Here is a 26,414-nt window from a genome sequence, read left to right on the forward strand (position 1 = left end):
GCGGCGATTCAATCCTTGAATGAAAGGGCCGTGCAGGGCACTGCGCGGCCATGCCCATCAGGCCATGCTCACCGGCGTGGGCAGCCTGCGCAACGAAGCCAGCCAGCCCTCGTCCTGCAGCAGCGCGATGGCGGCCTCCAGCGCGCGCGACACGCGCTCGCCGCGGTAGCTCATGAAGCCCAGCGGCGTCTGCAGCCGGGGCTCCACCAGCGGCCTGGCCTCATAGCTGCCGCCCTGCAGCAGCGCCAGCGTCACATCGGGCAGCACGCCGCCCAGCGCCCCTTCCTGCAGCGCCGCGGCCAGTGTGTAGATGGAGTTGGTGTCCATGGCCGGGCGCACCATGCCTCCGGCTTCTCGGATGGCGCTGTCGACGATGGCGCGGTTGTGCATGTCGGACGTCAGCAGGCACAGCGGCTGCGCCGCGGCTTCGGCCCAGCCCATGGGCGGGCCTTCGCGCACGCCCTCCTTCGCGCGCCTGGCTGCAGGGGGCAGGCGGCGCACGAAGTAGTAGTGCTCGATGAACTGCGGCCACACCATCAGGCTGACTTCGCGCACCTGCGTGCGCTCGATGTAGCCCAGCGCCATGTCCACGGCCATGCTGTCCAGCGCGGTCTCGATCTCCTGCGAGCTGAGCGACACCACGGTGGGCGTGATGGCCGGGTGCAGGCGCTGCAGCTCGACGGCGAAGCGCGTGAGGATGGGCATGGCCGTGGGCACGGCCGCCAGCCGCAGCCCGCCGCTGGGCCGGTCGGCCTCGCTGCGCAGGCGCTGGCGCAGCAGTTCCTGCTCGTGCAGCATGCGCTGGGCCGTGGCCAGCACGGCTTCGCCTTCGGCCGTGAGGCCCGCAAAGGTGCGCCCGCGCTTGACGATCAGCACCCCGAACTCGCGCTCCAGTGCGCGCAGGGCGTTGGACAGCGCCGGCTGCGTGATGTGGCTGGCCAGCGCGGCGCGGCCGAAGTGGCGATGTTCATTGAGCGCCACCAGGTAGCGCATGGAAGCCAGCAGGTTCATGGCGGGCGCAATGTAGCCCAGAACGGTGCGGGCCCTGCTGACAGCCCGCAGGCGCAAAGGCGCTTTCCGGTCAGCGTATGGCCTTGGCGCGCGCCGCGCCCTGGCGGGCCGCCGCGCTCGCGGGCTTGTTTGCGTCGGCACGCAGGGCCGCGCAGTCGGCATCCTTGCCCGGGCCGGGCTCCAGCGTCGCGGCCAGGGCCAGCAGCGGGTTGATGCTGGCGCCGGCCACCACGGCTGCGGCGCGTGCAATCAGCGGCGCAGCTTCCACGCCGGGGCGCGGATCGCCCAGCGTGCCCTTGACCGTCAGCGGCGTGCGCACCGACAGGATGCTCGGGCTCTTGGGTTCGGGACGGATCACCAAGTCCAGCTGCTCGCTGGCCAGGTTGATGCTGCCCTCGGCCTGGAAGATGGCGTTGCTGGTGTCCAGCACCAGCGTGCGGCTGTTCATCAGGCCCTTCTGGATGTCGAAGGCCAGCGCGGCGCAACGCAGCTGCACATCGCGGTCGCCGCGGGCCAGGAACTTGATCACGTCGCCCCCCACCAGCGTGGCGAACACCGGCAGCAGGTTGCCGAACTGGCCGCTGCCCATGAGCAGCGCCACATCGCCCGAAGAGGCGCCCAGCCAGGTCGCCACCGATTCGCCGCGGCCCGCGATGTTCAGGCGCCCGTCCAGCCGGCCCACGCTGTTGCCGCTGCTCTCCAGCGCCGGCAGCAGGCGCGCCAGCTGCAGGCCCCGCATGTCCAGCGATGCGCGGATGTCGGCGGGCCGGCTCGAGCCATCGATGCGGATGCTGCCCTTGAAGCTGCCGCCGGCCACGCCCAGGTCCAGCGGGTCCAGGCTCAGCACCGCGTCCTTGAGCTTCACGTGCACGGAGCCGCGCTCCAGCGGCACCTCGCGCACGTTGCGGATGCGCTGTGCCGTGTAGCGCACGTCGGCGTCCATGGCGCGCAGCCGCTCGAAGTCCAGCGGTGCGGTGGGCAGCACCTTGCCGTCGGTGCGCCGGCGCTGCGCCTGCTCCTGCGTCACCGGCGGCGGAATGTCCTCGAGCTTCACCGCCCTGGCCGAGCGCGCGCTGGGCTGCAGGCCGATCAGCGGCCCCAGGTCGTCCATGTCCATCAGCTTGGATTGCAGCTCGCCGCTCAGGCGGGGCCGCGTGCCGCCCTGTTCGAAGGCCAGGTCGCCCGCGATGTCCGACAGGCCCAGCCGTCCCTTGAGCGCCGCGGCATCCCAGCGCTGGCCGTTCTTGCGCAACTGGCCCTGCACCGCATAGGGCGGCGTTTCGGGCAGTGCCACGCCCAGCAGCTTGTACAGGTCGCCCAGCGTGCGCCCGCGCAGATCGAACGTGGCCTCGATGCCATCGAGCGTGGACAGCGAGCCCACCCGACCCTCCGCATTCAGCCGCGTGGCGCCGGCGCGTGCGCGGATCTCCAGCGGGAAGGGCGGCGCGCCCACGGCGTCGATCTGCAGCACATGGCCGGTGCGGCCCTTCGCCTGCAGCGGCTGGCCCTGGTAGCGGCCCTTCATCTCGAAGTGCAGCGGCATGGCGCCGCGCGCACTGTCGAAATCGAAACCGGCCTGGATGTCCACGCCATAGGGCGGCGCGAGGAAGTCCAGCGCGCCCCGGTCCACCTGCAGCAGGCCGATCCGGGGCACCGTGCCCGAGCCGCCCTCGCCCGAATCGGACTTGCCCAGCGCCCAGGTGCGCCGGCCGTCGGCTTCCATCTGCAGGCCCAGCTCGGGCGCCGCCAGCGCGATGCGCGGCAGGTCCACCTGGCCCGTCAGCAGGGGCCACAGCCGCACGTCGATCTCGGCCCGCTCGGCACGCACCAGGTGCGGGCTGCGCGCCCAGCCCGGGTTGGCAAAGGTCAGGCCATCGAGCATCACCGTCGCCTGGCGCCAGCCGGGCTTCACATCGAGCCGACGCGTGATCTCAAAAGCGCGGCCGGTCTTCTCGCTCACATAGCGGTTCACGGGGCCGCGCAGCAGATCCCACGGAAAGAAAAGCACCAGCAGCACCAGCGCCAGCATCAGGCCCAGCAGCAGCCACAGGGCGCGGCGAAGCCAGCGCCAGGTGGTGGAGGATCCAGGAGATGCTGCGAAGGTCGGCATGGTTCAAAGGGCTGCAGCAGGGCGCGCGGATGCGGGCGTGCAGGCTGCAAGACCGGAGTCTAAAGACTAGGGCCTGCGTCCATTCCCACCCGGTCGGCGGCCCACGCGCAGACCTGTGCGCGACGGCCTACGCGTGGCAAATTTTTTGAAGGCTCAACCGCCGCGCCCCTCGCCCGCGCTGCTGGGCGCGCGGGCCAGCTTGTCGTTTTCGGCGATGAGGAAGGCCAGTTGCTCCATGAAACGGGCTCGCGCCTCGTCGGGCAGCGGCTCCAGCATGCGCTGCTGGGCGCGCAGCACGGCGGGTTCGGCTTCCTGGACGAGGGCCTGGCCCTCGGGCGTGACGTGGAGCAGGCGCACGCGGCGGTCGGTGGGGCTGCCGCTGCGCACCATCAGGCCGCGGGCCTCCAGCCGGTCGATCACGCTGCCGATGGTGGAGGCATCAAAGCCGATCAGCCGCGCCAGGGTGCGCTGGTCCACGCCGGGCTGGCGCAGCACGGCCGACAGCGCAGCGTATTGCACCGGCGTCACGCTCCAGGGCTGGGCCTCTTCCATGAACACGGCCACGGCGATCTGCTGCAACCGGCGGATGTAGTAGCCGGGAAAGTTCTCGAGTTCGGCGGGGCGGAAGTCCATGGGGATTGACGGCGGCTGGGTCTGCGCGCGCGGGCTGGGCGCACTGCCTGCGGGTGGGCGGGATCATAGGGGCTGGCCTGAATGGGCTTCTCCCCTCTTTTGGAAAGCGGCCGGGTGAGGGGCTGCGCCACAGGCGCACACCCACGGGCAAACCCCAATGTCTGCGTTTCCAATCAAGGCCGTACACTTTTCATCAGTATACTTATTATGTGTATGCAGATGACATGCCGATGCGAACGCGAGCCGCCTTCCCCTGGCGCCGCCTTCGCGTCATGCTGCGTCTGCATCGATATGCCTGCGGGGTGCGGTCTGCAACAGCCGCGGCCTGCGCCCCGCCCCCAGCCCTGAAAGAGGACTTGTCTCATGAGCGTGATTGACATCCCCCCCTCCCCCGTGCGCCTCGCGGCCGTGGCCGCGCCCGGCCAGCCCGAGCCCACGCCTGCGCTGGAGCAGCTTTACCGCGGCTTCGAGCAGGAGTTGCTGGTGCCGCTGTGGACGCAGATCGGCGACCTGATGCCGCGCGAGCCGCGCAGCAAGGCCAGCGCGCATCTGTGGCGCTGGGACCGCCTGCTGGCCCTGGCCGATGAGGCCGGCCGCATCGTGCCCGTGGGCCGCGGCGGCGAGCGCCGCGCCATCGCGCTGGCCAACCCCTCGCTGGGCGGGCGGCCCTTTGCCACGCCCACGCTGTGGGCCGCCATCCAGTACCTGATGCCCGGCGAGGATGCGCCCGAGCACCGCCACAGCCAGCATGCCTTCCGCTTCGTGGTCGAGGGCGAAGGCGTGTGGACGGTGGTCAACGGCGATTCGGTGCGCATGTCGCGCGGCGACTTCCTGCCCCAGGGCGGCTGGAACTGGCATGCCCACCACAACGCCGCCAGCCAGCCCATGGCCTGGATCGACGGGCTGGACATCCCTTTCTCGTACTACACCGAGTCGCAGTTCTTCGAGTTCGGCCGCGAATCGCTGCCGCCGGCCGAGCGCATCTCGCCCGAGTTCTCGCGCTCGGAGCGGCTGTGGGCCCACCCGGGCCTGCGCCCGGTTTCGCAATTGCAGGACCAGCCCACCACGCCGCTGCTGGCCTACCGCTGGGTCGACACCGACCGCGCCCTGGCCGAGCAGCTCGCGCTGGAGGCCGAGGGCGTGCCGGCCACGCTGAGCCCGGGCCATGCGGCCGTGCGCTTTTGCAACCCCACCAACGGCCGAGACGTGCTGCCCACCCTGCGCTGCGAGATGCACCGCATTCGCCAGGGCGCGAGCACGCTGGCGCGCCAGGAGGTGGGCTCCGCCGTGTTCCAGGTCTTCGAGGGCCGCGGCCGCGTGACGGTGGGCGAGCGCAGCTGGGACGTGGCGCGCGGCGATCTGTTCGTCGTGCCCTCGTGGATGCGCTTCGAGGCGCATTGCGACAAGAACGCGGCCTCGCTGGACCTGTTCCGCTTCAGCGATTCGCCCATCTTCGAATCGCTGCACGCGCACCGCACCCTCGTTCAGCCGCGCTGAGCCCTTCTCTGTCTTTCTTCACCTTGCTCACACCATGACCCAAGCTGCTTCCTACCTCTGGACCCCCGCCCCCGTCTATTCGCTGCCCGTGCGCGGCAGCGCGCAGCGCCTGCCGATCCAGCGCCTGTTCTTCGTGGGCCGCAACTACCACGCGCATGCCGTCGAAATGGGCCGCCCCGTCGACAAGAGCGTGGAGCGCCCCTTCTACTTCACCAAGGCGCCATCGACGCTGACCGACTCGGGCGCCACCGTGGCCTATCCGCCCGAAACCAAGAACTACCACTTCGAGATGGAGCTGGTGGTGGCCATCGGCAAGGCGGGCTTTCGCATCGCGGCCGAGCAGGCGCATGAATACATCTACGGCTATGCCTGCGGCCTGGACATGACGCGCCGCGACCTGCAGCTGGTGGCGCGCGACAAGGGGCGCCCCTGGGACCTGGGCAAGGATGTGGAGCAGTCCTCGGTGGCCTCCGAGGTGGTGCCCATGCCCGGCAAAGTGATCGAGTCGGGGCTGATCGAGCTGTCGGTCAATGGCGAGGTCAAGCAGAAGTCAGACGTCGACAAGCTGATCTGGAACATCCGCGAGATCATTGCCGACCTGTCGCTCTTCTATCACCTGCAGCCCGGCGACCTGATCTACACCGGCACCCCCGAAGGCGTGGGCGCCGTGCTGCCGGGCGACCGCATCACCGGCCGCGTGGAAGGCGTGGGCGAGATCGCGCTGACCGTCGGCCAGCCCGAATAAACGCTCACCCAGCCCTCAGGTGTTCTTGCTGATCGTGATGGTGGGGAACCTGGCCGAGAAGTCCTTGGCCTTGTTCGCGATCGTCACGGCCACCTGGCGCGCGATGTCCTTGTACAGCGCCGCCACCTCGCCTTCGGGTTCGGCCACCACCGTGGGCCGGCCGCTGTCGGCCTGCTCGCGGATGGCCATGGCCAGCGGCAGCGCGCCCAGGTAGGGCATGCCGTATTCGGCCGCCATCTTCTTGCCGCCCTCGGCGCCGAAGATGTGTTCGGCGTGGCCGCAGTTCGTGCACACGTGCACGGCCATGTTCTCGACGATGCCCAGGATGGGCACGCCCACCTTCTCGAACATCTTGATGCCCTTGCGCGCGTCCAGCAGCGCGATGTCCTGCGGCGTGGTCACGATCACGGCGCCGGTCACGGGCACGCGCTGGCTCAGCGTGAGCTGGATGTCGCCGGTGCCCGGGGGCATGTCCACCACCAGGTAGTCCAACTCCTTCCAGTGGGTCTGGCGCAGCATCTGCTCCAGCGCCTGCGTGGCCATGGGGCCGCGCCAGATCATGGCCTGGTCGGCATCGACCAGAAAGCCGATGGACATCACCTGCAGCCCGTGCGCCGCGATGGGCTCCATGGTCTTGCCGTCGGTGCTTTCGGGCTTGCCGCTGGCACCCAGCATCAGGGTCTGGCTGGGGCCGTAGATGTCGGCATCGAGCAGGCCCACGCGCGCGCCTTCGGCGGCCAGGGCCAGGGCCAGGTTGGCGGCCGTGGTGCTCTTGCCCACGCCGCCCTTGCCCGAAGCCACGGCAATGATGTTCTTGACCGCCGGCAGCAGCTGCACGCCGCGCTGCACGGCATGGCTGACCACGTCGGTGCGGATCTCCACAGACACGTTCTGCACGCCCGGCACGGCGCGGGCGGCGGCGATCAGGCTCTTGCGCAGGGCCGCATGCTGGCTCTGCGCGGGGTAGCCCAGCACCAGCTCGAAAGCCACGTCGGCACCGTCGACCTGCACGTTGCGCACGGCCTTGGCGGCCACGAAGGATTGCCGGGTGTTCGGGTCTTCGACGCCCTTGAGCGCGTCGAGCAGGGCCTCGGGGGTCACTGTCATGGAAAAAATGCTCCTCAATGCCGGGGAGTCTACGGCGTGCCCCCACCCGGCCCGGCGGGCAGGGACATTGGCCGCCCGGCACGGCCCCGCAATGCACAAGGCGCCCGCGAGGGGCGCCTGGTGCGTGTTCATCAGCCAGCACGCGGGCTCGTCACCCGCGCCGCGCTCACTGCGCCGTGGCCGGCTGCTGGTAGCTCTTGGTGCTGTACAGCTCCACGGGCAGCCGGCCAATGCCCGGCAGGCCCGAGCCTGCGTTGAGCGTCAGGCCCTGCACCCATTCGAGGAACACGTCGGCGTCGAGCACGCCGATGTCCAGGCGGCGCGCGGCCGGCACGCTGGCCAGCGTGGCGTAGCCGTCGCCACCGGTGGCGTTGAAGCTCAGCACGAACAGCTTGTAGCTGCGGGTCTCGCTCAGCGGCAGCCATTGGCCGCTGGCCTGGTCGCGCACCTCGAAGTTGGTGGCGCGCTGGCCCTTGGCCGCGTTGGCATTCACGTCGAAGCGCAGGCCGCCCGTGTACGGGTAGGGGCCGGTGCTGCCGCCGCTTTTGAACACGCCCTCCAGGCCGTCCTCGATCATGCCCTTGACTTCAGCGCCCGTGACTTCCAGGCGGAACAGCATGTTGCCGAAGGGCAGCACTTCGATCAGCTTGGCCGCCGTGACGGGGCCCGGCAACAGCGGCACGCGCGCGCCACCACCGCTTTGCAGCGAGATGTCGGCGCCGCCGTACTTGCGCTGGCCGATGTCCAGGAAGGCCTGGGCCGCGATCTGCTGGATGTCGCCGCCGCGCAGGGACACGCTGCCCAGCGTGTTGCAGCTGGCGCTGGAGCGCGAGTAGTCGACCGTGCCCACCCCGCCCGGCACGCGGCGCGAGCAGATCTCTTCGGTGGCCGTGGCGACCACGGTCTTGTTGAAGACCTCGATCTTGGCCTTGAACGGCGCCAGCACGGCAGTGGCGCTGGCGTCGGGCGTGGTCACGCGCAGGAAGCCGCTGGCGGCCACGTCGGCCATCAGCGCGGTGCGCTGGGCATCGGTGGGCGGGGCGCCGGCGACGGCGAAGTTGTCGCCGATCAGCACGTGCGGCGTGCCGGCGCAGGCCTGCACGTCGCCGTTGGCGTCGAAGCTGACCTTCAGCTCGCCCACGACCTGGCTGTATTCCCAGGCCTGCACCACGCACACGCGCTTGCCGTCCTTGTCCTGGATCACGGTGGGGTAGGCGCCCGCGGGCGAGCCCACGCCGTAGCGGCTCATCGAGGCCGGGCCCACCAGCGTGTGCGAGTCGCCGCCCACCACCACGTCCACGCCCGACAGGCCCTTGGCCACGGTCTGGTCGTAGCCATAGCCGATGTGGCTCTGCACGATGATCTTATTCACGCCCTGGGCCCGCAGCGCGTCGATCTCGCGCTGCGCGGCCACGGTCTCGTCCTCGAAGGTGGTGTCGGGGTCGGGGCTCGAGGACGCCTTGGTCTTGGCCGCGATGGTCAGGCCCACGATGCCGATCTTCTGGCCGCCGCGCTCCAGCACGATCGAAGGCTTGACGTAGCCGGGTGCCGTGTTGGGGTTCAGGGCCGAGTTGGCGCCGAACTTCACGTTGGCGCTGATCACCGGGGTGCTGCACGCGGTCGTGCGCAGGCGCTCCAGGAAGCCCTTGAGGCCGCTGTCGCCCTTGTCGAACTCATGGTTGCCCAGCGTGAAGGCGTCGAAGCAGACGGTGTTCATCATCGCTGCGTCGGCCTCGCCGTCGGCGCCGGCGCGGTTGAAGTACAGCGTGCCGGTCAGCGCGTCGCCGGCATGCAGCTTCAGCACGTTGGGCTTGCCCTGGGCCAGCTCCTGGATGGCGGCCGTCACGCGCGGGAAGCCGGCGGCGTCCACGGTCACGTCGGTGGTCGCATCGCCGCTGCCGGTCTTGAGCTTGAGCGTGCGGCTCTTGCCGTCGAGGTTGGAGTGGTGGTCGTTGATGTGCAGGATCGTGAGCTCCAGGGGCTCGGCCGGCGCGGGGGCCGGCGCAGGCGCCGGCGCGGGTGCGGGCGCAGGCGCGGGGGCCGGCGGCAACACGGGCAGCACGAAGTCATTGCCGCCACCGCCGCAAGCCACCACCAGCGCGCTTGCAGCCACCATCGATCCGACCCTCAGGCCTTGTTTCAGACGCACACCCTTCTCCTTCAATTGCAGAAAAGGGCATCCTCCCGGCCTTGCATGTCGGTCTCATGAAAGCCTGGGCGGCGCGGGGTCACAATCGCAGCCCGATGACCGACGCCCCCGCCTCCAGTGCCGCCGCTGCAGCCGCCGCGCACACCGGCCTGCTGCTGACCGGCGGCGGCGCCCGCGCGGCCTACCAGGTGGGCGTGCTGCAGGCCATCGCGCAGCTGCGGCGCGAAGCCGGCCAGGCGCATGCGGGCAACCCCTTCTCGGTCATCACCGGCACCTCGGCCGGCGCCATCAACGCGGCCGCACTGGCCTGCGGCGCCCATGACTTCGACCGCGCCGTGCGCCGCATCGCGGGCGTGTGGCGGCAGTTCAAGCCACAGCAGGTGTACCGCACCGACGCACTCTCGAGCCTGGACGTGACGGGCCGCTGGCGCATGGCCTGGGGCCTGGCGCAGTTGCTGGTGCGCTGGCGACGCCAGCAGCCGCGCGCGCTGCTCGACAACACGCCGCTGGCCCGGCTGCTGGAACGCCTGGTGCCGCTGCAGCGCCTGCCCGCGCTGCTTCAGGCCGGCCACCTGCGCGCGCTGGCCGTCACGGCCTCCAGCTACAGCTCGGGCGAGCACTTCACCTTCTACCAGTGCCGCGCCGACGAGGCACCGATGCCGCCCTGGGTGCGCTCGCAGCGCCAGGCCGTGCCCGGCCCGCTCACGCATGCGCACCTGCTGGCCTCGGCCGCCATTCCCTTCGTCTTTCCGGCCACGGCGATCGAGCACGCGGGCCACACCGAATATTTCGGCGACGGCTCCATGCGCCAGACCGCGCCCATCGCGCCGGCCATCCACCTGGGCGCCGAACGCGTGCTGGTGGTGGGCGCGGGCCGCCTGCACGAGCCGCGCGAGGCGCCCGGCCCCAACACGCTCAGCGGCTACCCCAGCCTGGCGCAGATCGCGGGCCATGCGATGTCCAGCATCTTCCTGGACGCGCTGGCCGTGGACGTGGAGCGGCTGCAGCGCATCAACCAGACCCTGGCGCTGATCCCGCCGGCCGCGCGCATGCACACGCGCCTGCGGCCCATCGAGCTGCTGGTGATCACGCCCACGGAGCGCATCGACGCGCTGGCCGCGCGCCATGTGCAGGCCCTGCCCGGCGTGGTGCGCCGGCTGTTTCGGGGCAGCCCCGGCACCAACGGCGACGCCGCCACCCAGGCCGTCAAGGCATCGGCCCTGGCCAGCTACCTGCTCTTCGATGCCGGCTTCACGCGCGAGCTGATGGCGCTGGGCCGCGCCGACACGCGGGCGCAGGCCGAGTCGGTGCGGCGCTTCTTCGGCTGGCCGAGCGCGCCGCAGCCCTGAGCGCGGCTGTTCATGCGGCGCGGGCCTTGTTCGCCTCCAGCATGGCCGCCATCTTCTGGTGGATCAGCTGGATCGCCTTGAGCGGCCGCACCATGACCTTGAACTCGGTGATCCGGCCGGCCTCGTTCCAGCTGATCATGTCGATGCCGTTGACGTGGATGCCTTCGATCTGCACCTCGAATTCGAGGATCGCGTGGTCCGCGCCCACGGTCTCCCGCACGTAGCGGAAGCTGTCGTTGAAGAAGACCTTGAAGGCTGCGTAGAGGTACTGCGCCGTGATGGCCTTGCCCACCTGCGGCGTGTGGACCACGGGCGAGTGGAAGACCACCTCATCGGCCAGCAGGGCGTTCAGGCCCTGCATGCTGCGCTCGGCCACCAGCGCATGCCAGGCTTGCAGAACGGCGGGGGTGTTCAGGGTCGTGTTCATGGCTGTCTCTGTTTCTTGGAGGCCGCACGGTAGCGCGAGCGCATCGCGCGTCCAGCGCCGCCAGTCCGCTGCGCGACTGTGACCCTTCTCACGACCCTGCCCGCAGCCCCCGGTGCGCACCCCGCGCGGCTGCGCGTGCGAGCCTCTTTGTTACAGACCCGCCGTGTAGACTGCGCGGTTTTTCCGAACCGGGCCCATGGTGTCTCAAAGCACGGCAATCACCGGCTCGACGCTGGTGCGCCTGCTCGCCCGGCTCACGCAGGTCGACGCCGCTCAATCCCCTCAGGTCTTCACGGAACAGCTCGGTCAATGGATCGGCTGGGCCGAGGCCATCCCGCTGTCGGCGGCGCTGTCGGCGGCCGGCCGGCCCCAGAGCGTCGAAGACGGCGTGTGGCTGCCCGACGCGGCACACGCGCAGCGGGTGCTGGACCAGCTGCAGCGCGAGATCGACGACGAAGCGAAGCCGCCGGTGCGGCGCACGCGCATGCCCACGCTGCGCGGCGTGCCGCTGCCCCCGCCGGTGCCCGACTTCGGCAGCTGGCGCCGCCGCTACCAGACGCGCCAGCAGGCTTTCGACAATGCCGTGGCGCCGCTGCGCGCGCAGTTGCGCCAGGCCCTGGCTGCGCAGTCGGCCGAAGGCGCCAGGCTGGCCGCCGTGGACCAGGTGATGGAGCGCGTGCTGGCGCTGCAGGAGCGGCAGTGGCTGGCCGGCGTGCCGGCGCTGCTGGAGCAGCACTACGAGCGCCTGCGCCAGGCGGCCGAGGCCACGCCCGAGCCCGCGAACCCGCAGGACCCGGGCGACGAGCCGCCCTGGCTGCGGCGCTTCGTGCAGGACCTGCAGCATCTGCTGCGGGCCGAACTTGAATTCAGATGGCAGGCCATCGCCGCGCTGCTCGCAGCCTTGAGCGAGACCCGGGCCCACCCCAACAACAAAGAAACGCAATGAGCCGACTTCCACACCTTGTCATCTTCATCGCAGGCCTGCTGGCCGTCGGCTGGGTGGGCGCGGGCTACCTGGGCCAGCACCTGCTGGCGCTGGCCATGACCCTGCTCATCGCGGCCTTCTACATCCTGGGCGCCTGGGAACTGTGGCGCTGGCGCGGCTACACGGCCGGCCTGCGCCAGGCCCTGGCCGCGCTCACTGCGCCGCCCGCCGCGCTGGACGACTGGCTGCAGCAGTTGCCCCCCGCCCTGCGCAGCGCCGTGCGCCGCCGCGTCGAAGGCGAGCGCGCCGGCCTGCCCGGCCCCACGCTCACGCCCTATCTTGTGGGCCTGCTGGTGCTGCTGGGCATGCTGGGCACCTTCATGGGCATGGTGGTCACCCTGCAGGGCACCGGCAGCGCGCTGGCCACGGCCACCGACCTGGGCACCATCCGCCAGTCGCTGTCCGCGCCCGTGCTGGGCCTGGGCCTGGCCTTCGGCACCTCGGTGGCCGGCGTGGCGGCATCGGCCATGCTGGGACTGATGTCGGCCCTGGCGCGGCGCGAGCGCGCGCAGGTGGTGCAGCAGCTGGACGCGCAGGCTGCCAGCTTCCTGCGCGGCTTCTCGCCCGCGCGCCAGCACGAATCGACTCTGGCCCTGCTGCAGCAGCAGGCCGGCGCCATGCCCGCGCTGGTCGAGCAGGTGCAGACGTTGATGCAGACCCTGGCCAGGCAGCAGGAGCTGCTCAACGAGCGCCTGGGCCAGAACCAGTCGCGCTTCCATGAAGAGGCCCAGAGCGCCTACCGCGCGCTGGCCAGCTCGGTGGACCAGTCGCTGCAGAAAAGCCTGGACCACAGCGCCCGTGTGGCGGCCGAATCCCTGCAGCCCGTGGTGCAGGCCACGCTGGCCGGGCTGGCCGAACAGGGTGGCCAGCTGCAGCAGGCCATGGCCCAGCGCCTGCACGAGCAGCTTGCGGGCCTGAGCGAGCGCCTGGAGGCCACCAGCGGCGCCGTGGCGCAGAACTGGCAAAGCGCGCTGGCCGAGCACCAGCGCAGCAGCGAGGCGCTGTCCCTGTCCCTGCAGCAGACCCACGCGCAGGCGGCCCGCGAACAGGCCGAGCGCCAGGCCGCGCTGATCGAACAGCTGCAGGCGCGGCTGGACGCCAGCAGCGCGCAGCACAGCGCGCAGTGGCACGAGGCGCTTGCCCATCAGCAGCGCAACGGCGAAGCCCAGAGCGGCCAGACCCAGGCCGCGCTGGAAGCCGCCGCAGCGCGCTTCGACGCCGTGGCGCAGCAGTTCGGCCAGCAGGCCGGCCAGCTCTTCGAAGGCGTGGATGCGCGGCTGCAGGGCAGCGTGGCCGCCGTGGCCCAACAGTGGGAACAGGCCCTGGCCCAGCATGCGCACAGCAGCCAGGCCATGGGCGAGCGCACGCAGGCCGCGCTGGAAGCCGCCAGCACGCGCTTCGATGCGCTGACCCAGCGCTTCGAGCAGGACAGCGCCGCGCTGGTCAACGGTGTGGGCACGCGCCTGGAAGGCGCCGTGGCGCAGGTGGTGGGCCAGTGGGAGCAGGCCCTGGCCCAGCAGGGCGAAGCCAGCACCCGCCTGGCCGAGCAGACGCGCAGCGCGCTGCAGGCCGCCGGCGAAGGCTTTGGCCAGCAGGGCGAGCAACTGCTGCAGCGCCTGCAGGCCGCGCAGACCGAGGCACAGGCTTCGTCCGCCGCCCAGGAAGCACAGCGCCTGGCCGCCTGGCACGAATCGCTGGCCGCCCTGCGCGACGGCCTGCAGCAGCAATGGACGCAGCTGGCCGAAGCCAATGCCGCGCGCCAGCAGCAGCTGTGCGACACGCTGGCCGGCACCGTGCGCGAGATCACGACGCAGCATGAAGCGCATGCGCGCGGCACGCTGGAGCAGATCGGCCAGCTGACGGAGGCCGCGGCGGAGGCGCCGCGCGCCGCCGCCGACGTGGTGGCGCAGCTGCGCCAGAAGCTCTCGGAAAGCATGGTGCGCGACAACGACATGCTGAGCGAGCGCGCGCGCATCCTCGAGACGCTCTCGACCCTGCTGGACGCCGTGAACCACGCCAGCACCGAGCAGCGCGGCGCCATCGACGCGCTGGTCAGCACCTCGGCCCAGCTCATGGAACGCGTGGGCGCGCGCTTCGGTGAACAGGTGGATGCGCAGGCCGGCCATCTGCACCAGGCCGCCGCCCAGCTGCAGACCGGCACCGCCGAAATCGCCAGCCTGGGCGAAGCCTTCGGCGGCGCGCTGGCCCACTTCGGCCAGGGCCACGAAAAGCTGATCGGCCAGCTCGCGCGCATCGAAGAGGCGCTGGACGCCTCGCTCGCGCGCAGCGATGAACAGCTCGCCTACTACGTGGCCCAGGCACGCGAGGTGATCGACCTCAGCGTGATGTCGCAAAAGCAGATCATCGAAGACCTGCAGCAGATCGCTTCGCGCCAGGCGCGTGCGGGCCAAGCCGGCGCATGACGCACGAAGAAGACTTTGAGGCGGACGGCGCGGGCGCGGGCTCGAACGCGCCCGTGTGGGCCGTCTTCGGCGACCTCATGGCCGGGCTGCTCGGCGCCTTCGTGCTGCTGCTGGTCTATGCGCTGGGGCTGCAGGCCGACCTGGCCACCAAGCTCGAAACCGAGGTGCAGCAGCGCCAGCAGGAAACCCAGCGCCGCCAGGCGCTGGAACAGGTGCTGGCCGGCCCGCTGGCCAGCGGCCGCGTCACGCTGGTTCATGGCCGCATCGGCATCAGCGGCAACGTGCTCTTCGCCTTCAACTCGGCCGAGCTGCAACCCGAGGGGCGGCAGTTGCTCAAGAGCCTGTCGGCGCCGCTGGCGCGCTACCTGGCCGAGCGGCGCGAGATCCTCATGGTCAGTGGCTTCACCGACGACCGGCCGATGCGCGAGGACGCGCGTCGCTTCGCCGACAACTGGGAGCTGTCGGCCCAGCGTGCGCTGACGGTGACGCGCGCGCTGATCGACGAAGGCCTGCCGGCCGAGGACGTGTTCGCGGCCGCCTTCGGCTCGCAGCAGGCCGTGGCCTCCAATGCCGATGCCGAGGGCCGCGCGCGCAACCGCCGCGTCGAAATGGCGCCCATGCCGCGCCCTGCCCAGGGCGATGCACCCGCGGCGCCCGTGCCGACGGCCAGGCCGGCCGCTGGCACGAACGCCACGCGCTGAGGCGCCGCCCCGCACCCCGACCATGACCGCCGAAGAACGCCCGCTATCGATGCCCGACGCGCCCGCCGAGGACGCGGCCCTGGCCGGCCTGCTGGGCCGATGGGACGCGCTGCCCGGCGCGCAGCCGCGCTTTGACGTGCTGTACGTGCAGGCCCTGGCGCGCCAGGCCCGCCAGCACCAGGGCCGCGTGCGCGCGCAACTGCACGCGCGGCTGGAGACGCTGATTGCCGCACGCGAAGCCAGACTGCCAGCCGCCGCAGAGGTGCCTCCCACGCCTCCCACGCGCCGCAGGCCCGCCGCAGCCGAGCCCGCCGCCGTGCGCCCCAGGGCCGCGCGCACGCCGCTGGCCGGCCTGGTTGCACAGCTGGATGAACTGAGCCGCCCCAGCGCGCTGCCCCCCAGCGCCGACCGCCCGTCGGCCACCGACGAAGCCCTGGCCAGCCTGGGCGGTCCGCCCGACCTCAAGGCCATGGGCTACTTCCGCAGCACCTGGAGCCGCCTGAGCGCCGAGCGCCGCCTCACGCAATCACTCGCGCGCGTGCCCGACCAGGCCGGCCCGCTCAACGCGCAGCATCTGGTGCACCAGACGCTGGCGGCCATGCGCGCGCTCTCGCCCGGCTACCTGAACCACTTCCTGGACTATGCGGACACGCTGATGTGGCTGGAACGCGCGCAGGCGCCCCGGCCCGAAGGCGCCACCCCCGCGCGCGGCGCCACCGGCAAGGCGGCCAAAGGGGGCGGCGGCAAGGCCGCAGCCAGGAAGATGATCACGCGGCGCAGCCGGCCGCGCTGAGCAGGCCTTTTCGTGCGCGGCTGCAGGCAGCTGCGACCCCGGGCGCCCTTATCCAGCCCGGCCGCCAAATCGGCCCGCAGGCCGCATGGGCACTGGCGCATTTGCTTATCCGCATAAAGCGCGAACTAAAAGATCGTTTGTTTTCATAAGGGGCCTCCCTAAAGTGCGGGGCCTCGGGCCTTTGCGCGCGTCGTTGCTGTTGCATTCCTTCGGTTGCCTCAGGGCACGGCGCACGCAGCCCCCGGCCCACGACCTCTTTCGCTGCCCTCCATGTCCCTCGACCTCGCACACATCAACGCCACGCTGGGCCGCAACGCTTGCGGCCTGGTGGACTGGGCCCTCGGCCTGGGCCAGGACGCCATCGTCACGACCAACTTCCGTCCCTTCGAAGCCGTGATCCTGCACATGGTCACGCAGGTGCGGCCCGACGTGCCCGTGGTCTGGATGGACAACGGCTACAACACCGAGGCCACCTACCGCTTCGCCGACGAGGTGAGCCAACAGCTGAAGCTGAACCTGCGGATCTACCTGCCGCGCCGCTCGCGCGCGCACCGCGAGGCCGTCGAAGGCCCCACGCCCGCACTGGACGACCCGCGCCACGCGGCCTTCACCGAAGAGGTGAAGCTCGAGCCCTTCGCCCGCGCCCTGCGCGAGACCGCACCCAAGGTCTGGTTCACGGCCCTGCGCGCCACCGACACGGCCGTGCGTGCGCAGATGGAGCCGGTGAGCCTCAACCCCGACGGCCTGATCAAGGTCGCGCCGCTGCTGCACTGGAGCTCTAAGGAGCTGTACGAGTACTGCGAGAAGCACGGCCTGCCCAACAACTTCGACTACGTGGACCCGACCAAGGGCGAAGACAACCGCGAGTGCGGCCTGCACCTGGCCCACTGAGCAGGGCCCGCCTGCACCTTCCACGATCCGAACGAGCCCCGACGATGAACGCCCGTACCGACGCCGAACTGCTTCTCTCGCACCCCCAGGTGCATGTGTCCAACGCCCACCTCGACGCGCTGGAGGAAGAGACCATCTTCATCCTGCGCGAGGTGGCCGCCGCCTTCGAGCGCCCGGCCCTGCTGTTCTCGGGCGGCAAGGATTCGCTGGTGCTGCTGCGCTGCGCCGAAAAGGCTTTCGGCGTGGGCCGCCTGCCCTACCCGCTGCTGATGATCGACACGGGCCACAACTTCCCCGAGGTGACCCAGTTCCGTGACCAGCGCGCCCAGGAGCTGGGTGCCGAGCTGATCGTGCGCAGCGTCGAGGACTCCATGGCCCGCGGCACCGTTCGCCTGGCGCACCCGGGCGAATCGCGCAACGTGCACCAGTCGGTCACGCTGCTGGAGGCGATCGAGGAATTCCGCTTCGACGCGCTGATCGGCGGCGCCCGCCGCGACGAGGAAAAGGCGCGCGCCAAGGAGCGCATCTTTTCGCACCGCGACGCCTTCGGCCAGTGGCAGCCCAAGGACCAGCGCCCCGAGCTGTGGACGCTGTTCAACACGCGCCTGGCCCCGGGCGAGCACTTCCGCGTGTTCCCGATCAGCAACTGGACCGAGCTGGACGTGTGGCAGTACATCGCCCGCGAGCCCGTGGCGCTGCCCAGCCTCTACTACACGCACAAGCGCGAGGTGGTGGAACGCAAGGGCCTGCTGGTGCCCGTGACCGAACTGACCCCCGCGCGCGAGGGCGAAACCGTGCAGCAGCGCGACGTGCGCTTTCGCACCGTGGGCGACATCACCTGCACCTGCCCGGTCGAGAGCCTGGCCGCCAATGCGCAGGACGTGGTGGTCGAGACCCTGGCCACCGATGTGAGCGAACGCGGCGCGACGCGCATGGACGACAAGACGTCTGACGCTTCGATGGAGAAGCGAAAGAAGGACGGCTATTTCTGAGCGTCCCTCCAAAGCAAACACACACAAGCCCATCATGACGACCCTTGCCACCCCTCACACGCAAGACACCACCGCCGACACCGGCACCGCGCTGCGCTTCATCACCTGCGGCTCGGTGGACGACGGCAAGAGCACGCTGATCGGGCGCCTGCTGGTGGACAGCCGGGCCGTGCTGGCCGACCAGCTCGCGGGCGTGCAGCGCAATGGCGAGACCGACCTCGCGCTTTTGACCGACGGCCTGTCGGCCGAGCGCGAGCAGGGCATCACCATCGACGTGGCCTACCGCTACTTCTCCACCGCCACGCGCAAGTTCATCATCGGCGACGCGCCGGGCCATGAGCAGTACACGCGCAACATGGTCACGGCCGCCTCGAGCGCCGACGCGGCCGTGGTGCTGGTCGATGCGACCAAGCTGCCCTGGGCCGCCGAAGTGGGCGACGGCGAAGTGGTGGCAAGCACGCTGCTGCCGCAGACGCGCCGGCACCTGCTGCTGGCCCACCTGCTGCGCGTGCCCTCGCTGGTGGTGGCCGTCAACAAGCTGGATGCGATCGACGACGCCGCGCTGGCCTTCGAGCGCATCGGCGCGGCGCTGGGCGACTTCGCGGCCGCCGCGGGCATCACGCTCAAGGCCGTGGTGCCGGTTTCAGCCCTCAAGGGCTGGAACGTGACCACGCGCCACCAGGACGGCAAGGGCCAAGACACCGGCTGGGCCGGCTATGAAGGCCCGGCCCTGCTGGAGCTGCTGGAGCAGTTGCCCGTGACCCAGCCCGATGCCGGCCAACCTTTCGCCTTCCCCGTGCAATGGGTCGAGAAGTTTTCGGGCTCCGCCGACACCTCGCAAGGCCGCCGCATCTTCTGGGGCCGCGTGGCCAGCGGCCGCGTGGCGCCGGGCCAGCGCATCGCGATCCTGCCGGGCAACCAGCAGGCCACGGTGGCGCGCGTGCTCACGCACACCCGCGCCGAAGCGGCCGTGGGCGCCGGCCACAGCGCCGGCATCGTGCTGGACCGCGAGGTGGACGTCTCGCGCGGCGACTGGCTGCTGGCCACCGAAGGCTTCGAGCCGCAGCGCGAGCTGCACGCCACCGTGGCCTGGCTGGACGACGAGCCCCTGGTGCCCGGGCGCCTGTACTGGGCGCTGCACGGCCACCGCTGGGTCAAGGCCAAGGTGGCACGCATCGTGTACCGGCTGAACATCCATACCCTCGAAACCGAGGACGCGCAGCAGCTGGAAGCCAACACCATCGGCGAGGTGGTGCTGGCCCTGCAGCAGCCGCTGGCCGTGCTGCCCTTTGCACAGGCACGCAGCCTGGGCTCGCTGATCCTGGTCGACAGCGCGAGCCACAAGACCGCGGCGGCAGTGCTGGTTCGCTCCGCAGCGACTCATTGAGCAAACACTTAACTACAATGGCGGGTTTTCCCGAGCCACATACAAGGGGCGCCCTGCCCGCATGGCCCCGGCCCTGCGCCAGCGCCTTCTTTGAATCAGCGACACCACCATGACTCACGTCGTCTCCGAGAGCTGCATCCGCTGCAAGTACACCGATTGCGTTGACGTGTGCCCGGTGGACTGCTTCCGCGAAGGCCCCAACTTCCTGGTCATCGATCCGGACGAGTGCATCGACTGCGCCGTGTGCATCCCCGAATGCCCGGCCGGCGCCATCTATGCCGAGGAAGACCTGCCGGCCGACCAGCTGGACTTCATCGCGCTCAATGCCGAACTGGCCCAGGCCGACGGCTGGAAGAGCATCACCAAGCGCAAGGCGCCCCTGCCCGATGCCGATGAGTGGAAGGACAAGACGGGCAAGCTGTCCGAGCTGATCCGCTGAGCGCGCTTTTCTCGCACGCACCCCCGCCAGGCCGATGAGCGGCGCCCCGGCCCCCCTCCAGACCAGCGCCCTCATCATCGGGGCCGGCCCCGTGGGCCTGTTCCAGGCCTTCCAGTTGGGCCTGCTCGAGATCGACTGCCACATCGTCGACGCGCTGCCCCATGCGGGCGGCCAGTGCGTCGAGCTGTACGGCCACAAGCCCATCTACGACATTCCCGGCACGCCGGCCACCACGGGCCGCGCGCTGGCGCAGGCGCTGCTGCAGCAGATCGCGCCCTTCAAGGTGCCGATGCACCTGGGCAGCCAGATCGAGACGCTGGCGCGCGAACCCGACGGCCGCTGGCGCGCAGCCACCGCGGCGGGCCAGCAGTTCATCGCGCGCACCGTGTTCATTGCCGCCGGCGTGGGCGCCTTCGTGCCCAAGAAGCTGGGCGTGAGCGGCGCCGAGGCCTTCGAAGGCAGCACCCTCTTCTATCACCCCGGTGAGCTGAGCCGCTTTGCGGGCCAGCGCGTGGTGGTGCATGGCGGCGAGGAAGCCGCCGTTGAAACCGCCCTGGCGCTGGTGGGCCAGGCCCGCGAGCTGTGGCTGCTGCACCGGCGCGACGCCTTCCGCGGCGACGAAGCCACCGTGGGCCGGCTGCGCGCGCAGATCGAGGCCGGCGCGATCCGCCTGGTGGTGGGCCAGCCCGGCGCCTTCGATGGCAGGCAACTGGTGATTGCCACGCCCGAAGGCCAGACCGTGGTGCTGCCGCTGGAAGCATTGATCGTGTGCCAGGGCATCTCGCCGCGCCTGGGGCCCATTGCCGACTGGGGCCTGGCGCTGGAGCGCAAGCAGATCCCCGTGGACACCGAGCGCTTCCAGACCACCGAAGCGGGCCTGTTCGCCGTGGGCGACATCAACACCTACCCGGGCAAGCGCAAGCTGATCGTCTGCGGCTTCCATGAAGCCACGCTGGCCGCCTGGGCCGCGGCCGAGATCGTGTTCGACGGCAAGGTGCCGCCGCTGCAATACACCACCACCAGCACGCGGCTGCACACGCTGCTGGGCGTGGCCACGTCCGCAGCACACCCCGACTGAAAACGCAGGCCCCGCACGGCGCGCGACAGGCATGGCCTTTGGTCGTGGATGAGAACTCCTATCATCCACAGGACACCACTTCGGCCCCAGCCATGCACGCCACCTCTTTTCTGCGCCGCCGCACCTTCACGCTTCTTGCGCCCCTTGCGGCGGCCCTGGCCTTGAACGCGCCAATGGCGCATGCGCAGGCGGCCGAAGCCTTTCCCAGCCGCACCGTCACCTTGATCGTCAACGGCGGCGCCGGCAGCCTGCCCGACAGCTTTGCGCGGCCCCTGGCCGACAAGCTGCGCGCGGCGCTGGGCCAGAGCGTGGTGATCGACAACCGGCCCGGCGCGGGCGGCATGGTGGCCATGCAGCAGCTCAAGGCCCAGCCGGCCGATGGCCACACGCTGGCGCTGATCACCAACGCCCATGCAGTGTGGAACCCGCATGTGTTCAGCAAGCTCAGCTACGACCCCGAAGCCGACCTGCTGCCCGTCGCGCCCATCGCCATCATTCCGATGGCGCTGGCCGTCAACCCCAAGCTGGGTGTGAGCACGCTCGAAGAACTGGTGGCACTGGCCAGGAAGCAGCCCGGGCGGCTGAACTACGCCTCTTCGTCCAACGGCAGCCCGCCGCATGTGCTGTTCGAGCTGTTCAAGCAGCAGGCCGGCATCGCCGTGACCCACGTGCCCTTCAAGACCGGCACCGACGCGCTCACGGCCACCGTCGCGGGCGACACGCAGATCTACCTGGCCGGCACTTCGCTGGTCGAGCCCATGGTCAAGGACGGCCGCCTCAAGGCGCTGGCCGTGAGCCCGGCCGTCAGGAGCCCCGCCTTCGCCGGCCTGCCCACCTTCGAGAGCAAGGGCTACAAGGGTTTCGAGGGCGCCGTGTGGCTGGGCGTGGTGGCCCGCCCCGGCGTGAGCGAAGCCGTGCTGCAGCGCCTGAACCGCGAGATCGGCGCCGCGCTGGCCGACCCGGCCCTGGCCTCGGCCTTCGAAGGCCATGGCTCGCTGCCCTACCATGCAAGCCCGGCCGCCTTCGCCAGGCGCATCGCCGACGACCGCGCCCTCTGGACACCCCTTCTGCAAAGCGTCGGCGTCAAGGCCGACTGACTTCTTCGCATCCCCAACCTCCCCCATGAAACTCATCGACGACATCAGCACCCAGGCCGCCTTCCTGCAATCCGTGCGGCGCGACATCCACGCCCATCCCGAGCTGGCTTTCGAGGAGACACGCACCTCGGACCTGGTGGCCCGGCTGCTGACGGAATGGGGCATCCCCGTGCATCGCGGCCTGGGCAAGACCGGCGTGGTGGGCACCATCGTGGGCACGGGCCAGCAAAGCGGCGCGCGCGCCATCGGCCTGCGCGCCGACATGGACGCGCTGCCCATGAGCGAGCACAACAGCTTCGAACATGCGAGCCGGCATGCGGGCAAGATGCACGCCTGCGGCCATGACGGCCACACCACCATGCTGCTGGGCGCCGCCCAGTACCTGGCCAGGAACCGCGACTTCGACGGCACCGTGCACCTGATCTTCCAGCCGGCCGAAGAGCACGGCGGCGGCGCGCGCGAGATGATGCGCGAGGGCCTGTTCGAGAAGTTCCCCTGCGAAGCCGTCTTCGGCATGCACAACATGCCCGGCATTGCGGTGGGCAGCGTGGCCGCCTCGCCCGGGCCGGTACTGGCCTCGAACAACGAGTTCAAGGCCGTGATCCGCGGCAAGGGCGGCCATGCAGCCATGCCGCAACTGGGCGTGGACCCGATCCCCGTGGCGCTGCAGATGATCCAGGCCTTCCAGACCATCATCACGCGCAACAAGAAGCCGCTGGAGACGGCCGTGATCTCCGTCACCATGATCCACGCGGGCAGCGTGCCCAACGTCATCCCCGACGAATGCGTGGTGCAGGGCAGCGTGCGCGCATACACGGCCGAAACGCTTGATCTGATCGAGCGCCGCATGGGCGAGATCGCCACCCACACGGCCGCCGTCTTCGGCGCCGAATGCGAGTTCCACTTCCAGCGCAACTACCCCTCGACCGTGAACCACGCGGCCGAGACCGCCTTCGTGCGCGAGGTGCTGGCCCAGATGCTGCCGCCCGAGCAGGTCATCACCCAGGTGCCCATCATGGCGGCCGAGGACTTCGCCTTCATGCTCGAGCAGGTGCCCGGCTGCTATGCCTTCATCGGCAACGGCGACGGCGACCACCGCCTGCCGGGCCACGGCGCCGGCCCCTGCGTGGTGCACAACCCCAGCTACGACTTCAACGACGAGATCCTGCCGCTGGGCGCGAGCTTCTTCGTGAACCTGGTGCAGCGCTGGTTCGCGCAGCCGCGCGCTGCCGCCTGAGACCCGCGCCACCACGGGCGCCTGCTCTTGGCGGCCACCCGGCCTTGCTCTACAGTGAAGGCGCACGCGCCTCACAGCGCCCCTGCGGGCGCCCCATCCCAAGGCCCACGCGTGCGGACCTTGGCGATGATGAAGGAGAGCAGCCATGAAACTGGCCTTCAGATGGGATGTCGTCTATGACATCGTCTTCGTCTACAGCTGGGCCGTCGCACTCGGCCTGCTGCTGGGCGCGGTGCGCGGCTGGGCCATCGGCCTGGCGGTGATGGCCGTGGTGGCCGCGCTGATCTACGCCGTGGAGCGCGGCGCCCGGTCTGCCGCGCGCAAATCGCAGCAGACCCAGGTGCCGCCGCGGCGCTTTCCGGCAGGGACTGACTGAGCCCTGCGCGCCGGCCTGAGACGGAACTCGAAGGCAGGTGACTGCCGTCTGAATCCACATTGGACGGTTGTTGAATCCAAATTGGACGCTTCCTCAATCCAAATTGGACGCTCGCTTCAAAGCGGCGCAGCCCGGTACACCAGCACCTTCAACGCCCGCTCGGGCGAACGATCCTCAAACGCGGCCGGGTTGGCCACGCGCTCGACGAATTCAAGCTCGGGCGCCAGCTCCTGCATCTGGGTCTGCAGGAAGTCGGTGCCCAGTTCGGGGGCGTTCAGGCACAGCAGCGCATGGCCGCCGGGGGCCAGCAGTTCGGGCAGGCGGCGCATGAGGCGCGCGTAGTCCTTGGTGGCGACGAAGCTGCCCTTCTGGAAGCTGGGCGGGTCCACGATCACCAGGCCATAGGGGCCGAAGCGCGTGACCTTGCCCCAGGTCTTGAACAGGTCATGCGCGAGAAAGCGCGCGCCCTCGCCCACGCCATTGAGCCGGTGGTTCTGCTGGCCGATGGCGATGGCGCCCGCGCTCATGTCGAGGTTGATCACCTGCGTGGCGCCGGCCTGCAGCGCCACCACCGAAAAGGCGCAGGTGTAGGCGAAGAGGTTGAGCACCTTCAGCCGCGGGTGCTGCGCCACATGCTGGCGCACCCAGCGCCGGCCCTCGGCCATGTCCAGGAACAGGCCGTGGTTCTGGCCCTTGAGCACGTGCACGCGAAAGCGCGCGCCGTCTTCCGTCACCTCGTGCGGCTCGGGCACGGCACCGGCCATCAGGCGCGTTTCGCTGCGGCCTTCGTGGCGGCACTGGTAGACCCAGTTGAGCGGCTCGCCCGTGGCCAGTTGATCCCAGCGCGCCTGCAGGGCCTGGCCGATCTGCGCCAGTGCGTCTTCGGACAGCGGCTGGAAACTGGTCAGCACGAACACGGGCGCAAAGGCATCGAGCGCCAGATGCTCGCAGCCCGGATGCAGGCCGCCGCGGCCGTGAAAGAGCCGCTGGGCCTGGGTGGGCCGCTGCAGCGCGGCGATGGCATTCAGAAGGGCTTGCATCAGATCAAGGACAAAGAGAACGAGGAGGCTCGGACTCGCCCCTCCCCGCCGCGCGCGCGTATGAGGCGCGTATGAGTTCAGCCGCTCAGATCTGCGCCAGCAGTTGCTGTGCCGTCAGCGGCACCCCGCAGGTCGCGGCCACCCACTGCACCGCCATCATGTGCTTCTCGCGCGAGAAGTCGGCCAAGGCGTCGGCCACGAAGAAGGGCTCGATGTCGCGCTGGAAGGCCTCCACGGCCGTGGCCATGCAGCCGATGTGGGCGTACACGCCGCAGACCACCAGCTGGTCGCGCCCGCGCACGCGCATCAGGGTTTCGAGGTTGCTGCGCTGGAAGGCGCTGTAGCGGTGCTTCGTCAGCACGAAGTCGCTGGCCTCGGGCGCCAGCGGCGGGGTGATGCTTTCATGCTCGGCCATCGCGCGCATGCCCGGGCCCCACAGGTCGGCCTGCAGGCCGCGGTCGCGGCGGTCCTGGTTGCCGTGCTGGGCCGTGTAGAACACCGGCATGCCGGCCGCGCGCGCGGCGGCAATCAGGCGCGCGATGTTCTCGATGACGGCTGGCAGCGGCTGCGGCGCATCGCCATAGGCGGCCAGGAAGTAGGCCTGCATGTCATGCACCAGCAGCGCCGCGCGTTTGCTGTCAAAACGCCAGGGGCCGCGCGGCGCGGGCAGTTCATCGGCATGCGGGAGGGCGTATTCGGGGATGCGGGGCAGGCTGCGGGCGGGTTCGGTCATCGCGTGGAAGAAAACATCAAAGATCGGAAGGGAGCGCGGCCAGGTCCAGCTCCAGCGCGTTCAGCATCGCGTTGAACTTGGCGCGCGTCTCGGCGCCCTCCAGGGCCGGCACCGAATCGGCCACGATGCCGGCGCCCGCGAACAGGCGCGCCTCATGGCCCTGCACGCGCGCGCAGCGCAGCGCCACATGCCAGTCGCCGTCGCCGGTCGCGTCGCACCAGCCCACGGCGCCGGCATAGAAGCCGCGCGGCACGCTTTCAAGCTCGGCGATGGCCTGGGCCGCCAGCGCGCGCGGCGTGCCGCACACGGCGGGCGTGGGGTGCAGCAGCGCGGCCAGTGCGGCGCTCGATGTGGCGCCCAGGCCTTCGGGCGAGCTGTCCTTCAACTCGCCCTCGATGCGCGTGCCCAGGTGCCACATGGTGGCCGTGGCATGCAGCGAAGGCGCATCGGGCACGCGCAGCTGGCGGCACAGCGGTGCCAGCAGGTCGGCGATGGCCTGCACCACATAGCGGTGCTCCTGCTGGTCCTTGGCCGAGCCGCGCAGCGCATCGGCCAGGGCCTGGCTCTGCACGGCGTCGCCCACGCGCGCGGCCGAGCCGGCCAGCGGCTCGCTGACGATGCGCGCCCCGCGGCGCGAAAGCAGCAGTTCGGGCGTGGCGCCCACCAGCCAGGCCGGCGCCTCGCCCGCAGGCACGGGCAGCGGCACCACATAGCGCATCACGCCCGGGTCGCCGGCCAGGCGCTGGAGCAGCCGCCATGGATTGACCGGCTGCGCGGCGTGCGCGCGCAGCGTGCGCGCCAGCACCACCTTGTGCAGCGCATCGGGGCCGCGCAGCCGTTGCACGGCCTGCGCCACCGCCTCTTCATAGCGCGTGCGGCTGGGCTGCGGCGTGATGGCCCATGGCGCGGGCGCATCGCCCCGCGCGGCCATGCGCTGCAGCCAGGCTTGCGCAGGCGCGGCGTCGACCAGCCGCTGCGGCGCCATCAGATGGGCCGCCTGCGCGCGGTCGAAAGGCAATGCACCGGCCAGCAGGCCGGCTTCCACGGCCAGCGGCGAGGCGAAGTGCCTGGCCACGGCCGCGCCCAGTTCCGGCAGGGCCGGCGACAGCACGGCGGCCACGCCTTCGCACAGGCGGCTGCCTTCATGCGACTGCAGCAGCAGGTGCGCGCGGCCGTCGTCGTGCGTGGCGGAAGCGGCCAGCGTGTTCGTCATG

24 protein-coding genes are annotated in these 26,414 nt (G+C 70.6%); 15 read left to right on the forward strand and 9 right to left on the reverse strand.

Annotated features, from left to right (window positions below; all coding sequences use genetic code 11):
* Positions 1–57: 57 nt before the first annotated feature.
* The 3 genes from PGB34_RS09620 to PGB34_RS09630 all read right to left on the reverse strand — a co-directional run bounded on the left by PGB34_RS09620 (position 58) and on the right by PGB34_RS09630 (position 3,754).
* Positions 58–1,011, reverse strand: a complete 954-nt coding sequence (locus tag PGB34_RS09620; RefSeq protein WP_271427859.1) for a LysR substrate-binding domain-containing protein — start codon at positions 1,009–1,011, stop codon at positions 58–60.
* 70 nt (positions 1,012–1,081) lie between these two features.
* Entirely contained in the window at positions 1,082–3,121 is a 2,040-nt protein-coding gene (locus PGB34_RS09625; RefSeq protein WP_271427860.1) for an AsmA family protein, read from the reverse strand.
* Between the two features lie 153 nt (positions 3,122–3,274).
* A complete protein-coding gene (locus PGB34_RS09630) occupies positions 3,275–3,754 on the reverse strand; it encodes a MarR family winged helix-turn-helix transcriptional regulator (RefSeq protein WP_271427861.1) in 480 nt (159 codons plus the stop codon).
* 363 nt (positions 3,755–4,117) lie between these two features.
* On the opposite strand from PGB34_RS09630, the gene PGB34_RS09635 reads away from it, so the two are divergent.
* Together PGB34_RS09635 and PGB34_RS09640 are read left to right on the forward strand one after the other, a co-directional pair.
* On the forward strand, positions 4,118–5,251 hold the full coding sequence (locus PGB34_RS09635) for a cupin domain-containing protein (protein WP_271427862.1): 1,134 nt from the start codon (positions 4,118–4,120) through the stop codon (positions 5,249–5,251).
* A gap of 34 nt (positions 5,252–5,285) precedes the next feature.
* Positions 5,286–5,996 (forward strand): fumarylacetoacetate hydrolase family protein, encoded by a 711-nt coding sequence (locus PGB34_RS09640; RefSeq protein ID WP_271427863.1) that lies wholly within the window; start codon positions 5,286–5,288, stop codon positions 5,994–5,996.
* Positions 5,997–6,011: 15 nt separating this feature from the next.
* Here the strand turns inward: PGB34_RS09640 and apbC are convergent, their stop codons facing one another.
* Both apbC and PGB34_RS09650 read right to left on the reverse strand, forming a co-directional pair.
* Positions 6,012–7,103 (reverse strand): iron-sulfur cluster carrier protein ApbC, encoded by a 1,092-nt coding sequence (apbC, locus tag PGB34_RS09645; protein ID WP_271427864.1) that lies wholly within the window; start codon positions 7,101–7,103, stop codon positions 6,012–6,014.
* A gap of 166 nt (positions 7,104–7,269) precedes the next feature.
* A complete protein-coding gene (locus PGB34_RS09650; protein WP_271428254.1) occupies positions 7,270–9,219 on the reverse strand; it encodes a bifunctional metallophosphatase/5'-nucleotidase in 1,950 nt (649 codons plus the stop codon).
* A 128-nt stretch (positions 9,220–9,347) separates the two neighbouring features.
* On the opposite strand from PGB34_RS09650, the gene PGB34_RS09655 reads away from it, so the two are divergent.
* Positions 9,348–10,601, forward strand: coding sequence for a patatin-like phospholipase family protein (locus PGB34_RS09655; protein ID WP_271427865.1), 1,254 nt, complete (start codon positions 9,348–9,350; stop codon positions 10,599–10,601).
* A 10-nt stretch (positions 10,602–10,611) separates the two neighbouring features.
* Here the strand turns inward: PGB34_RS09655 and PGB34_RS09660 are convergent, their stop codons facing one another.
* Positions 10,612–11,028 (reverse strand): nuclear transport factor 2 family protein, encoded by a 417-nt coding sequence (locus tag PGB34_RS09660; RefSeq protein WP_271427866.1) that lies wholly within the window; start codon positions 11,026–11,028, stop codon positions 10,612–10,614.
* 196 nt (positions 11,029–11,224) lie between these two features.
* Between PGB34_RS09660 and PGB34_RS09665 the strand changes: the two genes are divergently transcribed.
* The 12 genes from PGB34_RS09665 (at position 11,225) to PGB34_RS09720 (ending at position 23,427) form a co-directional block, all read left to right on the forward strand.
* Entirely contained in the window at positions 11,225–11,974 is a 750-nt protein-coding gene (locus tag PGB34_RS09665; protein ID WP_271427867.1) for a DUF3348 family protein, read from the forward strand.
* The gene (locus PGB34_RS09670) at positions 11,971–14,436 is read left to right on the forward strand and encodes a DUF802 domain-containing protein (RefSeq protein WP_271427868.1); all 2,466 of its coding nucleotides are present in this window, start codon (positions 11,971–11,973) and stop codon (positions 14,434–14,436) included. The genes PGB34_RS09665 and PGB34_RS09670 overlap by 4 nt, the downstream gene beginning before the upstream one ends.
* A complete protein-coding gene (locus PGB34_RS09675) occupies positions 14,433–15,137 on the forward strand; it encodes an OmpA family protein (protein ID WP_271427869.1) in 705 nt (234 codons plus the stop codon). The genes PGB34_RS09670 and PGB34_RS09675 overlap by 4 nt, the downstream gene beginning before the upstream one ends.
* 22 nt (positions 15,138–15,159) lie before the next feature.
* The gene (locus PGB34_RS09680) at positions 15,160–15,930 is read left to right on the forward strand and encodes a DUF2894 domain-containing protein (protein ID WP_271427870.1); all 771 of its coding nucleotides are present in this window, start codon (positions 15,160–15,162) and stop codon (positions 15,928–15,930) included.
* A 270-nt stretch (positions 15,931–16,200) separates the two neighbouring features.
* Positions 16,201–16,821 carry a phosphoadenosine phosphosulfate reductase domain-containing protein gene (locus PGB34_RS09685; RefSeq protein WP_271427871.1) on the forward strand — a complete coding sequence of 207 codons (621 nt, stop codon included), beginning with the start codon at positions 16,201–16,203 and terminating at the stop codon, positions 16,819–16,821.
* Between the two features lie 44 nt (positions 16,822–16,865).
* Positions 16,866–17,813, forward strand: coding sequence for a sulfate adenylyltransferase subunit CysD (cysD, locus tag PGB34_RS09690; RefSeq protein ID WP_271427872.1), 948 nt, complete (start codon positions 16,866–16,868; stop codon positions 17,811–17,813).
* A 34-nt stretch (positions 17,814–17,847) separates the two neighbouring features.
* Complete coding sequence (locus PGB34_RS09695; protein WP_271427873.1) at positions 17,848–19,200, forward strand: sulfate adenylyltransferase subunit 1; 1,353 nt, start codon at positions 17,848–17,850, stop codon at positions 19,198–19,200.
* 109 nt (positions 19,201–19,309) lie between these two features.
* Positions 19,310–19,639, forward strand: coding sequence for a ferredoxin FdxA (gene fdxA / locus PGB34_RS09700; RefSeq protein WP_271427874.1), 330 nt, complete (start codon positions 19,310–19,312; stop codon positions 19,637–19,639).
* Between the two features lie 34 nt (positions 19,640–19,673).
* Complete coding sequence (locus PGB34_RS09705) at positions 19,674–20,717, forward strand: NAD(P)/FAD-dependent oxidoreductase (RefSeq protein WP_271427875.1); 1,044 nt, start codon at positions 19,674–19,676, stop codon at positions 20,715–20,717.
* A 92-nt stretch (positions 20,718–20,809) separates the two neighbouring features.
* Positions 20,810–21,814 (forward strand): Bug family tripartite tricarboxylate transporter substrate binding protein, encoded by a 1,005-nt coding sequence (locus PGB34_RS09710; RefSeq protein WP_271427876.1) that lies wholly within the window; start codon positions 20,810–20,812, stop codon positions 21,812–21,814.
* 25 nt (positions 21,815–21,839) lie between these two features.
* A complete protein-coding gene (locus PGB34_RS09715; RefSeq protein WP_271427877.1) occupies positions 21,840–23,051 on the forward strand; it encodes a M20 aminoacylase family protein in 1,212 nt (403 codons plus the stop codon).
* Positions 23,052–23,196: 145 nt separating this feature from the next.
* Entirely contained in the window at positions 23,197–23,427 is a 231-nt protein-coding gene (locus PGB34_RS09720) for a hypothetical protein (RefSeq protein WP_271427878.1), read from the forward strand.
* Positions 23,428–23,543: 116 nt separating this feature from the next.
* Here PGB34_RS09720 and PGB34_RS09725 read toward each other — a convergent pair whose 3' ends face one another.
* The 3 genes from PGB34_RS09725 to PGB34_RS09735 form a co-directional block, all read right to left on the reverse strand.
* Complete coding sequence (locus PGB34_RS09725) at positions 23,544–24,467, reverse strand: class I SAM-dependent methyltransferase (protein WP_271427879.1); 924 nt, start codon at positions 24,465–24,467, stop codon at positions 23,544–23,546.
* An 85-nt stretch (positions 24,468–24,552) separates the two neighbouring features.
* Positions 24,553–25,200 carry an isochorismatase family protein gene (locus tag PGB34_RS09730; RefSeq protein WP_271427880.1) on the reverse strand — a complete coding sequence of 216 codons (648 nt, stop codon included), beginning with the start codon at positions 25,198–25,200 and terminating at the stop codon, positions 24,553–24,555.
* 16 nt (positions 25,201–25,216) lie between these two features.
* Positions 25,217–26,413 (reverse strand): isochorismate synthase, encoded by a 1,197-nt coding sequence (locus PGB34_RS09735; protein ID WP_271427881.1) that lies wholly within the window; start codon positions 26,411–26,413, stop codon positions 25,217–25,219.
* Between the last annotated feature and the right edge of the window lies 1 nt (position 26,414).

Origin of the sequence: Xenophilus arseniciresistens, assembly GCF_028023875.1 — a bacterium.
Taxonomy (GTDB): Bacteria; Pseudomonadota; Gammaproteobacteria; order Burkholderiales; family Burkholderiaceae_C; genus Xenophilus; species Xenophilus arseniciresistens.